The organism is Sabulicella flocculans (assembly GCF_045449635.1).
Taxonomy (GTDB): Bacteria; Pseudomonadota; Alphaproteobacteria; order Acetobacterales; family Acetobacteraceae; genus Roseococcus.
On record NZ_JBJJBR010000026.1, the window covers coordinates 1 to 13,606 of the forward strand.

The 13,606-nt window shown below is 69.4% G+C and carries 14 protein-coding genes and 1 pseudogene; 4 read left to right on the plus strand and 11 right to left on the minus strand.

The window, feature by feature from the left end; all coding sequences use genetic code 11:
- Positions 1–117 (plus strand): annotated as a pseudogene (locus ACI6QG_RS17260) (IS5/IS1182 family transposase); the annotation flags it as partial.
- Positions 118–334: 217 nt separating this feature from the next.
- On the opposite strand, the gene ACI6QG_RS17265 reads toward ACI6QG_RS17260, so the two are convergent.
- From ACI6QG_RS17265 to ACI6QG_RS17315, 11 genes are all read right to left on the minus strand, one after another.
- Positions 335–2,683 (minus strand): AAA family ATPase, encoded by a 2,349-nt coding sequence (locus ACI6QG_RS17265; protein WP_407025832.1) that lies wholly within the window; start codon positions 2,681–2,683, stop codon positions 335–337.
- Positions 2,680–3,447 (minus strand): PD-(D/E)XK nuclease family protein, encoded by a 768-nt coding sequence (locus ACI6QG_RS17270; RefSeq protein WP_407025833.1) that lies wholly within the window; start codon positions 3,445–3,447, stop codon positions 2,680–2,682. The genes ACI6QG_RS17265 and ACI6QG_RS17270 overlap by 4 nt, the downstream gene beginning before the upstream one ends.
- Positions 3,447–3,656: a DUF6511 domain-containing protein gene (locus ACI6QG_RS17275; protein ID WP_040613988.1), complete on the minus strand. Its 210-nt coding sequence runs from the start codon at positions 3,654–3,656 to the stop codon at positions 3,447–3,449. The genes ACI6QG_RS17270 and ACI6QG_RS17275 overlap by 1 nt, the downstream gene beginning before the upstream one ends.
- 165 nt (positions 3,657–3,821) lie before the next feature.
- Positions 3,822–5,498, minus strand: coding sequence for a DEAD/DEAH box helicase (locus ACI6QG_RS17280; RefSeq protein WP_407025834.1), 1,677 nt, complete (start codon positions 5,496–5,498; stop codon positions 3,822–3,824).
- A gap of 17 nt (positions 5,499–5,515) precedes the next feature.
- Entirely contained in the window at positions 5,516–6,148 is a 633-nt protein-coding gene (locus ACI6QG_RS17285) for a hypothetical protein (protein ID WP_407025835.1), read from the minus strand.
- A gap of 16 nt (positions 6,149–6,164) precedes the next feature.
- On the minus strand, positions 6,165–7,040 hold the full coding sequence (locus tag ACI6QG_RS17290; protein WP_407025836.1) for an ATP-binding protein: 876 nt from the start codon (positions 7,038–7,040) through the stop codon (positions 6,165–6,167).
- Positions 7,040–7,582: a hypothetical protein gene (locus ACI6QG_RS17295; protein WP_407025837.1), complete on the minus strand. Its 543-nt coding sequence runs from the start codon at positions 7,580–7,582 to the stop codon at positions 7,040–7,042. Before ACI6QG_RS17295 ends, ACI6QG_RS17290 begins: the two co-directional genes overlap by 1 nt.
- Positions 7,582–7,932, minus strand: a complete 351-nt coding sequence (locus ACI6QG_RS17300) for a hypothetical protein (RefSeq protein ID WP_407025838.1) — start codon at positions 7,930–7,932, stop codon at positions 7,582–7,584. Before ACI6QG_RS17300 ends, ACI6QG_RS17295 begins: the two co-directional genes overlap by 1 nt.
- A 24-nt stretch (positions 7,933–7,956) precedes the next feature.
- Complete coding sequence (locus ACI6QG_RS17305) at positions 7,957–8,529, minus strand: sigma factor (RefSeq protein WP_407025839.1); 573 nt, start codon at positions 8,527–8,529, stop codon at positions 7,957–7,959.
- Positions 8,530–8,631: 102 nt separating this feature from the next.
- Positions 8,632–9,606, minus strand: coding sequence for a hypothetical protein (locus ACI6QG_RS17310; RefSeq protein WP_407025840.1), 975 nt, complete (start codon positions 9,604–9,606; stop codon positions 8,632–8,634).
- Positions 9,566–10,816 carry a hypothetical protein gene (locus ACI6QG_RS17315; RefSeq protein ID WP_407025841.1) on the minus strand — a complete coding sequence of 417 codons (1,251 nt, stop codon included), beginning with the start codon at positions 10,814–10,816 and terminating at the stop codon, positions 9,566–9,568. The genes ACI6QG_RS17310 and ACI6QG_RS17315 overlap by 41 nt, the downstream gene beginning before the upstream one ends.
- Positions 10,817–11,145: 329 nt before the next feature.
- On the opposite strand from ACI6QG_RS17315, the gene ACI6QG_RS17320 reads away from it, so the two are divergent.
- The 3 genes from ACI6QG_RS17320 to ACI6QG_RS17330 are packed head-to-tail and all read left to right on the plus strand — an operon-like array spanning position 11,146 to position 13,387.
- On the plus strand, positions 11,146–11,646 hold the full coding sequence (locus tag ACI6QG_RS17320) for a DUF2924 domain-containing protein (RefSeq protein ID WP_109873311.1): 501 nt from the start codon (positions 11,146–11,148) through the stop codon (positions 11,644–11,646).
- Positions 11,643–12,992 (plus strand): recombinase family protein, encoded by a 1,350-nt coding sequence (locus ACI6QG_RS17325; RefSeq protein WP_407025842.1) that lies wholly within the window; start codon positions 11,643–11,645, stop codon positions 12,990–12,992. The genes ACI6QG_RS17320 and ACI6QG_RS17325 overlap by 4 nt, the downstream gene beginning before the upstream one ends.
- A complete protein-coding gene (locus ACI6QG_RS17330; RefSeq protein WP_407025843.1) occupies positions 12,989–13,387 on the plus strand; it encodes a hypothetical protein in 399 nt (132 codons plus the stop codon). Before ACI6QG_RS17325 ends, ACI6QG_RS17330 begins: the two co-directional genes overlap by 4 nt.
- Positions 13,388–13,606: the final 219 nt, after the last annotated feature.

Below are 13,606 nucleotides of genomic sequence, written 5' to 3' on the forward strand. Positions count from 1 at the left end.
CGCCTCATTTGCAGGCTCAAGAACTGGCGACGCATCGCCACGCGCTACGACCGCCTCGCCCGAAACTTCCTCGCCGCACTCGCCCTCGTCACTGCCGTCACCGAATGGAGCAAATGAGTCCCCAACCTAACCGATTGATCGGGTTGGATGTTTTGAAGTTCCGCAAGACAGTTCCGCAAAGCGGGTTTGCGGAACTTGCGGAACTTGGCGAACCCGTTGATTTGCTTAGGTAAATCAAGTTCCGCAGGGAAGTTCCGCAGCGCTGCGGAACTTGCGGAACTGCCAAGTTCCGCACCAAGTTCCGCACGGTGCGGGAGCGTTCCGATCGGGCCGATCATGCCTCGACCTCCGGGTCGTTCAGCACCCAGACCTCGGGGTTCTCGACCGGCAGAACGGCGCTGTTGGTGTCGGACTGGAAGTGGCTGGGCAGCAGCCGGACCAGCGTGGGCGTGATTTCGCCGGTCTCGGGATCCACTGTCTCTTCGCCCGTCGCGAAGAGCATGTCCTGCACCAGCAGATAGCCCTTGGAGGATTTGCTGGCAGGAATGCCGTGCTCCGGGGCGGCGCGCAGGAACTTGATGTAGCCTTTGTTGGCGAGGACGTTGATGCGGCGCGCGATGGTGTCGTTGCCACCGAGACCGTGGGTGTTCTCGAACTGCGCCGCGAAGGCGCCGCCCGTGAACACGCGCCCTTCGCGGGCCTCCTGCGCGATGATCTGCAGGATGACGTCGTGGCGACGGCTGCGCTCGGCATCGAGTCGGGCGCCGAGGTCACGCCGCACGATGCGCTCGCCCTTGCGGTCGAGCTCGACCCAGGCCCCGCCGCGCTTGTCGATGAGGAGCGGATTGAGGCCGGGCCCGTTGCGCAGCTCGACATGCAGCTCGCGCGGCGTCTCCTCCTCATCAGGGCGGAAGAGGATCATGCCGGAGGTGTAGAAGCCGCGCAGCGCGGAGGCGCCGGAGAGCGACAGGAAGGGATCGTCCTTCACATGCTGCTTGCTGAGCTTTTTCGTGTGGTGCGCCAGGATGATGCCCGCCTCGGGGGCGACCTGGTCGCGCAGCGCCTCGACGCGGCTCTGCAGGAAGAACAGCATCGCCGCGTTGTCGTTCTCGCCCTCGCCGCCCGGGCCGCCATCGAAGAGGTTGCGGATCGGGTCGATGCAGATCACGTCCGGCGGCGCGTCGGGAAAGGCCTGGCGGATGGCGGCAGCCACCAGCGGCACGCCGTGCTCGTCGAGCAGCATGCGCAGCTTGGGGGTGACGACGAGGGTGTCCCGCGCGCGGGCAACGACGGCGCGGTCGAGGCGCAGCTGCTGCAGGCGCTCGCGGAGATAGTGGTACTGGATCTCGGCCTGGAGATAGAACACGCGCAGCGGGCGCGGCGCGGTGAAGCGCAGGAACGGCGCGCCGGCGGCGGCGTGCACGAGCAGGCTGATCAGGAAGTCGGATTTACCGACCTTCGGCGCGCCACCAAGCACCAGCATCCCACCCGGGGTAAGCAGGCGAGGGCCGATCAGATCGTCGGGCATCGGCGAGGTGTCGTCGAGCAGCGCGCCGAGCGTGTGGGTCGGAACAGCGGACGGGGGCGCGGCATCGCTGCGCAGCAGCGGCGGGCCGTTGCGGTCCACATGCAGCGCCCAGATGGCGTCCGCCTCGGCCTTGAGGCGATCGAGCGGCCAGGGCGGACGCAGGCAGGCGGCGTTGTAGCCGCAGATGGCCTCCCAGCCCTGGTCGGGCGTGAGGCGGCCTTCATGCACCTGGCGGACGAAGTGGCCGATCGCGGCGCTCGCCCCCTGGAAGCGCGTCCAACCGTCCTGGGCGCCCTCCCGCACTGGCGTGGTCAGGACGGCGTCGAGACCGGGACGGTTGGCGCCATGGGCGGCCGGCGCCTCCAGGCCCGGCATGGTGGGCATGGCGGCAACGGCCGCGGCGAAGTCGGGCAGCTCGACCTCGACCCTGGGCCGGTGCTCCCGGATGATGACCCGCCGCTGCACGCCATGCTTCTGGTGAACGGTGCCAGGCACGCGGATCGGCTGGTGAGCGGATCGGAAGTGCAGGTCGCCACCGACCTTCTCCGCGATCTTGCCACGCAGCGCGCAGAGCCGCGCCAGGTCGTCGCCCTCGGCCGGCTCGGTGAGCCGCCACCAGGCGTGCAGCTTGGCGGCGCCCTCGGCAGTGCGGCCGCCGCTCTCGACCAGCATGGTCGGCCCCCCGAGGTGGTGGACTAGGTGCGCCAGCTTGGCGGTGATGTCGCCGGCATCGAGATCGACCACCACGGTCTGCATCTGCAGCACATGCTCGGCGCGGGCCTGGCCCTGCTCGGCGACGGTGCCGGGGATGACATAGACGGCGCTGCCTTCGCGCGCGGCCCAGGTGGCATACGCGCTGAGAGATGCGGCGGCGTGCCGATCGGCCGGCACCCAGATGTTGTGCGGCTTGGTGTCGAGCCCCTGGCCTTGGTCGACGAAGCCGCGGACCGGGATCAGCCCGTCGCAATAGCCGAACACCACGTCGAGGAAGGCGGCGATCTGCTCGATGTCCGGCGCGATGGGGCCATCGGCTTCAGGCGTCGACTGCTGAGCGCCGGGAAGTTGATCGAGGGCGATCTGCCCAGCGCCGGGAAGCTCGCTCGCGCTATCCTCCGGCAGTGGCTCGGCATCGTTGAAGTCGCCCCAAGCCGTCATGCAGGCTGCGTCCAACAGCGCTTGGCCCAGGGGCAGGAGCGGCACTCGAAGTGATCGGCCTGGGCGGCAACACGGGGCAGCAACTCGCCAGCATCGGTCGCGGCCAGGATGCGCACCGCCCGGTCTGACATGCGCTGTGCCAGTTCCGCGTTGAACGGCACCAGCTCGTGGTGCAGCTCCGCCGTATCCTTGTTGATGGCGGTGAATAGCGCCGGGTTGTCCGCCACGCCGGGGACGTTGGCGTCCATGTAGGCTTGGTAGACCGCGATCTGCGCCGCGTAGATCGGCTTGCTGGCTGCCACCCCCTTGCTGGACGTCTCGCGCCAAGCCTTGGCGTTCATGGTCTTGCATTCCCACAGCGCGGGGAACGCCATGCCGGGGATGGTCGGGCCTCCGGCGAAGACGCCATCGACATGGCCGCGGATGCGACCACCCGCGACCGAGAAGCCGAACTGCTCGCCGTCCGGTCGATTGCCCTTGCGCGTGTAGAGATCGAAGCCGGCGGCGCGCAGCCAGGCGACGGCGACATCTTCCAGGGCGTGCCCGATGCCAAAGATGCGTAGGAGGCGCCGGTCGAAGTCGGCGCCCTCGTCCTTCGGGGCCTTCACGAACTCGAACTGCAGTGCCCGCTCGCAGGCATGGCCGAGGCGGGAGCCGCCCAGGTAGCTGCGCGGCGGCGCTGCCTGATTGGAGGCGACCAGCGCCGCGTCGATGGCGGCATTCACATGCGCGGAGGTCTGGCTGCGGCTGTTGAAGTCGAGCATCAGAAGGGCACCTCCGCCGCCATGTCCTGACGCGCGATCGCCTGCATTGCCTCCTGGAAGCCGCCGACGGCGACCTCGATCAGGGTGAGCACCTGCGCCTCGCTCAGCTCCTGGAAGCGGGTGCCCCAGCCGATCTCGGCCATGGTCTCCGCGACGCGGCGCATGGCCGCGCGCATCGCGGCCTTTTCCTGCTCGGTGAGGTCAACCATGGCGGACGATCTCCCCGCCAAGCGCGACCAGAAGCCCTGGCAGGCGATGCAGCAGAAGGAGACCGAGGGCCGCGGCTTCTTCCGCGGTGCCGGGTCGAACCAGCCAAAGCCACGCGCCGGGCGGGAGCAGACGGCGCAGGGCGGTTCCGGAGAGCGGGCCACTGATCATGCCGCCTGCCCCAGCGCCGCGGGCTGGGCGCTGCGCACGAGATGCTGGATGGCCTGGCGGTTGAACTTGAAGGTCAGCAGCGCCGAGGCCTGGTACCGGGTCATGCCGAGATCGGCCCGTGCCGCCGGGGGCAGATGGATCAGCTGGCGTTCGGTCGGCGGCTCGCGCAGCCAGCGCCGGCTCTTGTGGGCGCTCTCGTCCGTCTCGTAGGTGTTCAGCCAGTCATCCGCCGCGGCCAGCGCCACCAGCCGCTCCCCGATGGACAGCAGGCGCGGCCGCTCCTCCTTGGCGCCGCCGACGGCGTGCCAGGCCCCGTTCAGGAAGAAGATGCCTGCCCAGCCGTTGAAGCCGTTGGCCAGCAGCGCGGCGTCATCGCCGAACAGATCGCACCACTGGAAGGCCGAGCGCCGGAGGAGGTCTATCTCCGTCATGATGAAGTCGGTGAGCGGCGTCGTCTCTCGCCCGCGGGGCTCGAAGGCGTGGCCGCAGATCGGGCACTCCATCACCGCGATGGGCACCTCTGCCTCGCAGGAGGGGCAGGTCTTGGTGGGCGGCTCGCCCTCCCCGGGCTGGCTGTCGAGATCGACGTCCTGCTCAAGGCAGCCGTGGATCTGCGAGGAGGTGCCGAAGTCAAGCACGATGCAGTCGCGCTTGACGAAGCCGGGATGCTCGGTGGGATCCACGGTGCGCAGCCCGCGGCCGACCATCTGGATCATCGTGCACTTGAAGGAGCTCGGCCGCAGCAGCACGACGCAGGAGGTGGGCGGGTGGTCCCAGCCCTCCGTCAGCACCGCGACATTCACGACGATGCGCGCCTCACCCCGGGCATAGGCGGCCAGGACCGAGCGCCGCTCCCCCTCCGGCATGTCGCCGGTCACCATGACGGTGGGGACGCCGGCCGCGTTGAAGGCGGCGGCGACGTGCTCGGCATGGGCGATGGTGGAGCAGAAGGCCACCGTCTGGCGGCCGCCGGCCTTCTCCTGCCAGTGCTTCACCACGGCGTCGGTGACCGGCACCGTGTCCATGACGCGGGCGACCTCGCCCATGTCGAAATCGTCGCCGCTGCGCCGCACCGCGCGCAGCTCATCCTGGACGCCGACATCGATGATGAAGGTGCGGGGCGGCACCAGGTGGCCGGAGGCGATCAGCTCGCCGAGCCGGATTTGGTCGGCGACGTTCGAGAAGACCCGGCGCAGCCCGATCTTGTCGCCGCGGTTCGGCGTTGCGGTGACGCCGTAGATCCGGCAGTCGGGGTTGCGGTCGAGGGCGCGATCGATGATGCGGCGATAGCTGTCCGCGACGGCGTGATGCGCCTCGTCGATCACGAGCAGGTCCAGCGCCGGCATCGCCTCGAGGTTCGCTTGGCGGGTCAGCGTCGGCACCATGGCGAAGGTGACCTGGCCGCCCCAGGACTTTTGGCCGGCATCCACCACCGAGGTAGTGACGTCAGGATTCACGCGGCGGAGTTTCGCCAGGTTCTGCGCCGTGAGCTCATCCCGATGCGCGAGGACCGCAGCCTTCGCGCCACTGCCGCCAACGTGCTCGCCCACCGCCGCCGACAGCATGATCGTCTTGCCGGCGCCGGTCGGGGCGACGCCGAGGGTGTTGCCGTGCTCGCCGAGCGCACGGAGGCTGCGCTCGACGAAGAGCTTCTGGCGGGGGCGGAGCATCATGCTGGTGCGGCACTCCCTCAGCGCGCCCAGGCGGGACGCGGGTCGGCGCCGGCGGCGGCGGGCTGGGCGGCAGGGAAGGCGCCCTGGTGGATGGCCGGAGCGGCGGGCGGCGCATAGGTCTGGGCGGGCGGTGCATAACCCGCCGGCGCCGACTGTCGCCCCATTAGCTGGGCGTAGTCCCGATGGTCCGGCGTCACCGCCATGCGGATCTCGTTCTTGGTCTCGCCGCCGGCGTCGGTGCCGTGCTCGATCTTCGCTACGAACTCGAGGCCATCGAGGTCGGCGAAGCCGCCGATGCGGCGCGCTGCCTGCGCCTGGGGCGAGACATCCTTGTCGGAGATGCCGCGCGCGGAGTTCAGCATCCCGCGCAGGAAGCTGCGGCCCATCCCCGCCCACTCCGGCCCCTTCGGGCTGTGGAGGCCTATCAGCGTGAAGATCTTCCGCTTGGCGTAGGGTCCCTCCAGCACGGTGAACTCGCCGTTGAGATAGACGGCGCCGGTGCTGCCGCGCGTGGCGTAGCCACCGGTCCAGCCCTGGCTCGGATCGTCGAAGCCGCCGGGGCGGATGGTGAGGCGGACCTTCGCCAGCGTCCCCTTGGGGATCAGGTTCGGGTTGGACTGGGCGTCGTTGTAGTCGTTCCAGGCAGCCATGGTGCTTCTGCTCCGATCAGGTGTTGGGGTTGGCGGCGGGCGGCGCGATCGACGGCGCTCCGTGCGCGTCGATCGGCGGCGATGGGCTGCGGATTTTCTGGAAGAGCTGCCCGAGATGCGGCGGCTCCAGCATGTCGAGCCGGCCGCTGCGATCCTTCGCGGGATAGCCCCAGGGATTCAGCGTCTGGCAGACCAGGCCGCGGAAGGACGCGACCGCAGGCTGGCCGGGAGCGGCGTCCGGCTTGATCTCGGCCAGCGTCATGACCTGATCGACGATGCCGGGCAGCTCGAGGCCGGTCTTGCTGCCGTCGATCTGCGGCACGAAGACGCGGCGATTGAAGTCGTCGAGCTTCTCGTCAAGGATTCCGACGAAGATCACGTTGCGCCCGCGTGCATGCTGCAGGTGCGTGAGCCAGGCGATCATCTCGCGGCCATGCAGCCCGTAGGCGCCGCGGATGTCGGGCTTGCCGGTCTTTTCGGAATGCGCCTCGGGCTGACCGCGGCACCACTGGAAGCAGAGCCGACCGGCGACCGTGATGCTGTCCACGAAGATCGTGGCGAAGCCGTCCATGCGCGCCGGATCGCCATAGGCCTGCAGGACGCGCGCATACTGCGCGGCGGAATAGGGCTGGTCGTCGCGCAGCGCGGGGTTGGGACCGGCCAGGAACAGCGCGAGGTCGCGGCATTCCTCCCAGGTGCGCGGCCGGATGGATGCGCCACGCCAGTGCTGCACGGCGAGATCGCCTGCCTCCAGGTCGATGAACAGCGTGCTGCCCTCATCGAGCGTCAGCAGGAGGTAGGTCTTGCCGATGCCGCTCTTGCCGAAGATCACGGCCTTGATGCCGCGCGCCTCAGCCTGCCGCTCGTCGGCGGTGATGATGCGCAGCGCCATCAGCGGCCTCCCCGCAGCGGGATGACGCCGGCCCCATGCGGGCTGTCGCGCAGCGCCGTCTCGGACAGGATGGCGAGGCGATAGGTGGCGCGACCCGCGCGCACGGTGCGGGCCGGCTCGAAGGCCTGGCGGATGCGATCGGGCCAGGCGCTATAGGCCCGCTCGGAGACCTTGAAGCTGACCTCGACGTACTGGCCGGGATCCTCACCGCCAGCGCGGATCTGCTCGAACAGCGCGGCAAGCCGCGCCTGATCCCAATCCACCTTCTTCGGCAGATCGACCGCGATCTCCACGGCGCCGTCCTGGAAGCGGACCGTGCCGGTGTCCTTGCCGGCAGCGGCACGGGCGCCGATGGCGCGCTGCTCGTAGCGGAGCGCGATCGCGGCCTCGATCCAGTCCTGCATGCGCTTGGCGGCCTCGACCGCCTCGCGCGCATCGGTCTGCAGCAGCGCCAGATGCTCGGCGGGGAGCGCGATGACGTCGCTCACCGGCATGTGGCGCAGCGCGTCGAGGGTGGGGCGGTTGGTGCGGAGCGCGTCCATCACGCGGCCTCCGCGAGCAGCATCGGCAGGATGGCGGAGGCGGCGCGGCGAGGGCGACGGCGGGCGATGATGAGGTACTCGAAGTCCTCCTCGCCGCGGCGGCGCTGCACCAGATGCGCGAGGCCCTGCTCGCAGAGCATCCAGGCGCGGCCGGCGAGGCGGGCCAGGGCCACACGCTCAGCCGGATCCAGCAGGCCGAGCTGCGGGCAGATGCTGCGGGCCAGAGTGCCGCGGAAGTAGGTGATGGCGTCGCCGGGGGCGGCGGCGCCGAGCCAGCGGCAGAGAGCCGCCTCGGTGAGAGGCACCGCGGGCGCGGTGCCGGTGGGGATGGTTGGCTGCATGTCCATCATTACCCAGCTCCCGTCTGATCCGTATCAGGCGGCGGAGGTGACGCCGGCGGCGAGTAGCCGCAGCCGCATCTCGGTGATGCGGCGGTAAATGCGCGCCCGCGGGATCGTGCCGCCCTTGCCCAACTCGTGGGGCGTCTGCCGGGACAGCGCGCCGCACAGTGGCAGATCGCCGGCGTCCATGGCGGCGCCGGCCCGCTCCAGATCCAGGCGGCGCTCCAGCGCGGCGACGGCGTCGGTGGGCTGGCCGCACCAGGCGCTGTAGCCCTCGCCCTCGGAAATGCCGGCGCCCACCGTCACGCCCTCCTGGCCCGGCAACGGGTCGTCGAGGCCGCTGGGGTGGCGGGCTGCGCGGTCGCGCTTGGCCTTTCGCGCGAGGCGCGTCGCGGCGTGCCGGATGCAGACGCGGGCGAAGGCGCCGAACTCACCGCGCGCCGCATCGTAGGACGGCAGGCGGGTCAGCAGGTCGACAAGGAGGTCCTGGCGCAGGTCGTCGCGCTCATCGGGCGGCAGGCCAAGGCTGCGGCACATCGCGCCCGCGGCGGCATCGACCAGGCGGTAGGCGGGGGTGAGGTCAGGGAAGCAAGGGCGCTGGGCCATCGGCGGTCGCTCCATCGAGGTGATGGAGAGACCCTGACGGCTGGACCGTCCGGCAGGGTGGGTGTGGTGTGGGTGCGGTGTGGGCGGGGAGTGGGCCGCCGGTCAGGGCGAGATCGCAATCTCGGACGCGGTGAGGACAAGGCGGTAGCTTGCCGGAGGTCGGTTCGCGATCAGGTCGCGCACCGCTGCGGCCGTCTCCGCAGGTTGGCTCTGCGCCATGCGGTCCTTCAACACGCGCACGACGTCCCGGACAGGCCGAGATTCCGGTTGGAGGGCGTTGCCGTAAACCGCGGCCTCAAGGTCGCGCAGCGGCACGAAACCGGCGTGTTGGCCAGCCGCCCTCGCCAGTGCCAGAAGGAGCGCGAAGGGCTGGTCGGTCAGGTTCAGCCGCCTGCCATCCAGCATGGCGGTTTTCGCCTGTACCTGGATGACCAGGCGGGCCTCGACCGCGACGGAGGGGATCAGGCGATCGGCATCGAGCTTGAGGACGGCGGCCTCCAGCGCCACTGCTGTCCTCACCACGTGGCACCCTGCATCCCTCAGCCGGCGGCTGGCCGCGGGTGCCGTCGCGTCAGGCACGAGAACCGTGGCGGAAGCCAGCGTCGCGAAGCGCCCGAGGAGCGCGATGGCGTCGGGAGACGCGAGAATCGTGTCGTCGAGCACGAGCATGACGGCCCGCCCGCCCGCCGTGGCGCCGAGGTTCCACGTCCCGCGCGCGATCTCCTCCGTCCCGCCCGTCAGACCCGAAGCCCTCGCGAGCTCCTCGACAAGAACGCGGATCGCAATGGCAAAACTGCGCACCTCGTGGGGCAGCAGTCGCCGCGTCCGGTCGGGGAAGTTCGGGCACTCGGCGACCAGCGCGCCGTCCACCTCCAGCACCTCGCGCTCGCCGCAGGCGCCGTCGCACCGATCGCACACCGGCCAGGACGTGGCCGGCGCGCGCTCCACCAGAAGTCCGCTCGCGAGCAAATAGGCGATGGCGCGCTCGTGCTGGGGCAGGATGTCCCCGCCCCATATCACCGGCGCGGGACCAGCCTCACTCCGCTGCAGCAGGCAATGCGGCAGGTTGGCGGACACGGCAGAACCCGTTGCGGCGCAGCAGTTCCATCACCCGGTCTTCAAAGCGATGGCGCTTGAAAATAGCGTGCGAGGGAGGCTTGACCTTCACCGTGACCTTGGCGGCGCGCCTGCCGCCTGTGTCGAAATGCACCCGCAGGGTCATGTGACCGAGGCGATACCGGCCGGGCGCGAAAGCGGGGCGCTCGCCGCTGAACTCGGCGACCCTTGCCAGCGCATTTCCCCGGAAGCAGCGAATCACGAAGCACGCTTCCACCGGGGGCGGCTCGCCATCGCGTTCCGCCGCACCAAGGCGGTCGAGTTGCACCTCGACGATCTCGACCCGGCGGATGCCCGGATCGTGGGCGTGGTTCACTTCGAAGTGGATGCCTGCGCGCTCCACCGCCTCGAGTGAATAGAGGTCCTGGCAGTCCTCACCGGCGAAGAAGCCCGGGCGGTCGAGAAGGTGCGCCGCGAACATTTCTGCCAGTTCCGCGCGCCGCGCTTTCACCACGCCGGCGACGCCGAGACGCCCGGTGCCGGGATGATAGGAAAGCACCGCCTGATCGACGCTGCGGTAGCTGATCACGCGCTCCTGCCCGCCGTCGATGACCGGGACTACGCTGACCGGCGCGCCGTGGGTGACCACGAGGATGTGCAGGGGCCCGTCGTCATACCAGCCGATCCGGCAATAGGCGCCGCGGTGGTCGCGCTCGAACATGGCCTGTGCGGCCTCTTCGAAGGCGCGGCGGGTTTCGTCGGTCAGGTCGGGCGCCACGCCCTCGTCCTCGCCGACGTATTCCGCGAGGGACGACCGCGCCTCGCGCGCCATCATGTCCGACACGGCATCGAAGACGGTCGGCTGCTGTAGGAAGGCGAGGATCGCGAACTGCTTGGGGTCGAGCGGGATGGGCCGTCCGTCCGCGTCGAGCAGAGGATCGATCCGGAGCCCTCGCGCTTCGGCGCGGGCCTGGATCTGGTTCATGCCTTGCTCGGTGCCAAGCTCGGCAATTCGGTGGGGGTCAGCCACGACGCCCTGCGGCATGGCGTCTTCCGGCCCGGCGAACAAAGCGGCAAGGGTGTCGCGGGCTTCAGCGGCAGGACGGTCGAACACGGCGAGGTCGAAGCCGCGAAGCCCTTCCGGCTGGCGGGCGAAGAGCTCGCGGAGGAGTGCAAGGGGGACGGTGCGGAGGAACTTGGGATTGACGAACTTCTTGAGGTCGCTGGCCATCTAAACTCCATGTAATGTTCGCCGGACGTTCTAGCCAAGCTCACGCGGCCGTGTCGAATCAAAAATGCCCTGCCAAATGATACGGATGGCGGCGCCGATGGGTAATGGCTGGTTGTGCCAGCGCCGCCCCGCCTCCCCACAAACCAGCACATCCCGCCGCACCTGCGTGAGGTCTGCTCCATCCTGGCGCGCGGCCTGGTGCGGCTGCGCAGCCGCGCTGCCGAAGACGATGCGCGGGATGCCGAGATAGCTCGGGGGGCGGGAGACCTTCGCCTACACTCCACCGCCCACCAGCGCCTGCATGCGAACCCCAACAGGAAGGGACTCGCATGACCAGACGATCCACGACCGCGCCCGCGCCGGCGCCCACCATCCCGAAGATCCCGCCGACGCAGGTGCTGCCGCGCCTCGCCGCGCTGCAGACCGCGCCCACCGCGGACCTGAAACAGCAGTGGCGAGAGCTCTTCGGCAAGGAGCCGCCGCCCTGGAACCGAGCCTACATCCAGAGCCGGCTGGCGTATCGAATCCAGGAGCTCGCCTATGGCGGGCTGAAGCCCGAGACGGTCGATCGGCTGGTAGCGCTAGGCGAGCAACTGGACGGCGGCAACGTGGTGCTGCGCCGTATCCGCGCCGACAGCCGCCCGCTGGCCGGCACCCGCCTCATTCGGGAATGGCAGGGCGTGCAGCACGTGGTCACTGTCCGTGCCGATGACTTCGAATACGAGGGCCGGCCGTATCGGTCTCTGTCCGCCATCGCGCGGCACATCACTGGGACGCGCTGGAACGGCTGGACCTTCTTCGGCCTGCGCCAGCCAGGCGGTGGCGCATGAAGACGCGAGCCACCACCACGGCGATGCCCGCCAGCACGAAGAAGCTGCGCTGCGCGGTCTACACGCGGAAGAGCACCGACGAGGGCTTGGACAAGGAGTTCAACACCCTCGACGCGCAGCGCGACGCCTGCGAGGCCTACGTGGCCAGCCAGCGCGCCGAGGGCTGGGTGCTGGTCCGCGACCGCTACGACGACGGCGGGTTCTCCGGCGGCACGCTGGAGCGTCCTGCGTTGAAGCGGCTGCTCGCTGACATCGAAGCCGGGCTCGTCGACGTGATCGTGGTCTACAAGATTGATCGCCTCAGCCGCTCGCTGATGGATTTCGCCAAGCTGGTCGAGGTGATGGACGCGCATGGCGTCACCTTCATTTCGGTCACGCAGTCCTTCAACACGACCACTAGCATGGGCCGGCTGACGCTCAACATCCTGCTCAGCTTCGCGCAGTTCGAGCGCGAGGTCATTGGCGAGCGCATCCGCGACAAGTTCGCAGCGTCGCGGGCGCGAGGGATGTGGATGGGAGGCAAGGTACCGCTCGGCTACGACGTCGTAGCCCGCAAGCTGGTGGTCAACGAGGAGGAGGCCCCATGCGTCCGCCGCGTGTTCGAGATCTTCGCCGAGACCGGGTCGGGCATCGAGACGGCGGCCCGCCTTCGGGCCGAGGGCGCCACCAGCAAGTCCGGGCGACCGCTCGACAAGGGTGATGTCTACAAGCTGCTGAACAATCGGACCTACGTCGGGGAGGCCTCGCACAAGGGGCAGGTCTATCCCGGCGAGCACCAGGGCATCGTGCCGCGGGATCTGTGGGACCGGGCACACGCAATCCTGCAGGTCAGCCCGCGAATCCGCGCCAACCAGAACCGGGTGCAGGCGCCGGCGCTGCTGAAGGGGCTGATCTTCGGGATGGACGGACGTGCGCTGTCGCCGACCCACGCCAGGAAGAACGGTCGGCTCTACCGCTACTACGTCGCGCAGCGCGTACTGAAAGGCAGCACGAACGGCGACGACAGCCTCGTGCGGCGCGTCTCGGCGGCCGAGATCGAGGGAGCCGTTATCGCCCAGGTGCGCGCCCTGCTGCGCCAGCCCGAGATCGTGGTCGGCACCTGGCTCGAGGCGCGGGCGGAAATGCCGGACCTAAAGGAGGGCGAGGTCCGCGAGGCGCTGGGCCGGCTCGACCCGCTTTGGGAGCAGCTATTCCCGGCGGAGCAGGCGCGGATTGTGCGGTTACTGGTAGAGCGGGTCGTCGTCGGCCCGGGGGGCGCGGATATTCGGCTGCGGCTGGACGGGCTCGGCAGCCTCGTCCGCGATCTGACCGCCATTCGGCCCGATACACTGAGGGCTGTGGCATGACCGCTGCTACCAGCATTACGGTCCGGGTGCCGCTGGCGATCCGACGCCGCCCGGGTCGGAAGACGATCGTCACGCCGGTGGCGGTGGGACCTGCGGCAGTTACCACAAGGGCGGACCCGGCGCTGGTGAAGGCTCTCGCCAGGGCTTTCCGGTATCAGCGGATGCTGGACGAGGGGCGTTACGCCTCCATCACCGAGCTTGCCGCGGCCGAAAGCCTCGATCGCGGCTACCTCGGAAGCCTGCTCCGGGCGACCCTGCTGGCGCCGGACCTCGTCGAGGCTGCCCTGGATGGCCGGGCGCCATCCGGCATGACCTCGCCGTCTCTGCTCGAACCAACTCCCGCCGACTGGGTCGGACAGCGCGATCATTTCGCCCGTACCGATGCCCACGAATAACGCTTTCTCCTTCTTCACTATTTAGCGCGGGCCTGTTCCGTGGCACCTTTCGTTTGTGAGCGGCCCCGTCATCGACAACCCGATTCTGAACTCCCCCTCTTCGGAACCCAGCCGCCATTGGGACGAGTGTGGCTTTTTGAGGGACGACGGTGCCCGCGTGGCCATATGCTCAAAGATGGACGTGATTCGCGTGCCTTCCGATCAGCAACTGGAAGCGGC